This window comes from Micromonospora sp. R77 (assembly GCF_022747945.1).
GTDB lineage: Bacteria > Actinomycetota > Actinomycetes > Mycobacteriales > Micromonosporaceae > Micromonospora.
The window spans coordinates 1-1,838 of the sequence record NZ_JALDST010000010.1; the positions used below are offsets into that span (position 1 = coordinate 1).

The following is a 1,838-nucleotide window of genomic DNA, read 5'->3' on the forward strand; positions in this document are numbered from 1 at the left end:
TCGCGCGGACGCACCCGACGGTTGCCGACGCGCTGCTGGCCACGGTTCTCTTCGCGGTCAGCCTGCTGCCGGTGAACCCGCCCGGCGGGCCGCCCCGGGACCCGCTCAGCCTCGGCGCGGTGCTGCTCGTCCTGATCGGCTGCGCCGCGCTGGCGGTGCGCCGCCGGTACCCGCTGCCGGTGCTCGGTGCGACGCTCGCCGCCGTCGTGCTCGCCCTTCTCGGCCACCAGGCACGCGGCCCCTTCGTGCTCACGGTGGGGATCGCCGCGTACACCGTCGCCACCCGCACCGACCGGCGCACCGGCGTCGCGGCCGGTGCGGCGAGTGCCCTCCTGCTCGGCGCCGCGGGAGCGGCCACGCTCGACGTGTCGTGGTACGACCCGGCCGTGGTGGTGCTGCTGCTCTGGTTCGGTGTCGCGGTCGCCGTCGGCGACGCGGTGCGCAGCCGGCGGGCGTACGTGGCGGTGCTGGAGGAACGGGCCCGGCGGGCCGAGCAGACCCGGGAGGAGGAGGCCGGCCGTCGGGTCGCCGAGGAGCGGCTGCGCATCGCCCGGGAGCTGCACGACGTGGTCGCCCACCACATCGCGCTGATCAACGTGCAGGCCGGGGTGGCCGGGCACCTGCTGCGCGAGCAGCCCGACGCGGCGCAGGAGGCGCTCGGGCACGTCCGCTCGGCCAGCCGGACCGTCCTCGACGAGCTGGCCACCCTGCTGGGGGTGCTGCGGCGCGACGACGAGACCGACGCGCCGACCGAGCCGGCGCCCAGCCTCAACCGGCTCGACGCGCTGGTGGAGGGCTTCAGCACCGGGCAGCCGGTGCGCTGGACCGTCGCCGGGCAGCCCCGGCCGCTGCCGAGCGCCGTCGACGTGGCCGCGTACCGGATCATCCAGGAGTCGCTGACCAACGCGCACAAGCACGCGCCGGGTGCGGCCGTCGCGGTCCGCCTGCGCTACGACCCCGACGGCGTCACCATCGAGGTACGCGACGACGGCCCGCCCCGGCCGGCCGACGCCGCCGGCCCCGGTGCCGGGCTGGGACTGGTCGGCATGCGGGAGCGGGCCGAGACGGTGGGTGGCGCGTTCTCGGCCGGGCCGCGACCGGAGGGCGGCTGGCTGGTCCGGGCCGAGCTGCCCGCCCCCGAGGAGGAGGCCGCATGACCGTCCGGGTGCTGCTCGCCGACGACCAGAAGCTGCTGCGGGCCGGATTCCGGGTGCTCATCGACTCCGCGCCCGACCTGACCGTGGTCGGTGAGGCGGCCACCGGCCGGGAGGCCGTCGAACGGGCCCGCAGCCTCCGCGCCGACGTGGTGCTGATGGACATCCGGATGCCCGAGCTGGACGGGCTGGCCGCCACCGCCGAGATCACCGCCGACGAGGACCTGGCCGGCGTACGGGTGCTGATCCTGACCACCTTCGAGGTCGACGAGTACGTCTTCCAGGCGCTGCGCGCCGGGGCCAGCGGCTTCCTCGGCAAGGGGGTGGAACCGGCCGAGCTGCTCGACGCGATCCGTACCGTCGCGGCGGGGGAGGCGCTGCTGTCGCCGAAGGCCACCCGGGGGCTGATCGCCCGGTTCCTGGCCCAGCCGGAGCCGGACCCGCGGGCCACCCCGGAGCAGGTGCGGGTGCTCACCGAGCGGGAGCGTGAGGTGGTGACCCTGGTCGCCGCCGGACTGTCGAACGAGCAGATCGCCGAGCGGCTGGTGGTCTCCCCGCTGACCGCGAAGACGCACGTCAACCGGGCGATGATGAAGCTGGGCGCCCGGGACCGGGCCCAGCTCGTCGTCGTGGCGTACCAGAGCGGGTTGGTCCGGGTCGGCGAGCCCCCGGCGCGCTGACCCG

At 76.3% G+C, this 1,838-nt stretch carries 2 protein-coding genes; both read left to right on the top strand.

The features are described from left to right. The coding region (locus tag MRQ36_RS32800) for a sensor histidine kinase (RefSeq protein ID WP_242801701.1) at positions 1-1,157 on the top strand (1,157 nt) is incomplete at its 5' end. Next, positions 1,154-1,834, top strand: a complete 681-nt coding sequence (locus MRQ36_RS32805) for a response regulator transcription factor (RefSeq protein ID WP_242800857.1) — start codon at positions 1,154-1,156, stop codon at positions 1,832-1,834. The genes MRQ36_RS32800 and MRQ36_RS32805, both read left to right, overlap by 4 nt. Positions 1,835-1,838 lie beyond the last annotated feature (4 nt).

Coding starts and splice junctions, on each gene's coding strand:
- MRQ36_RS32805 (WP_242800857.1), top strand. CDS start 1,154: ATGACCGTCCGGGTGCTGCTCGCCGACGACCAGAAGCTGCTGCGGGCC.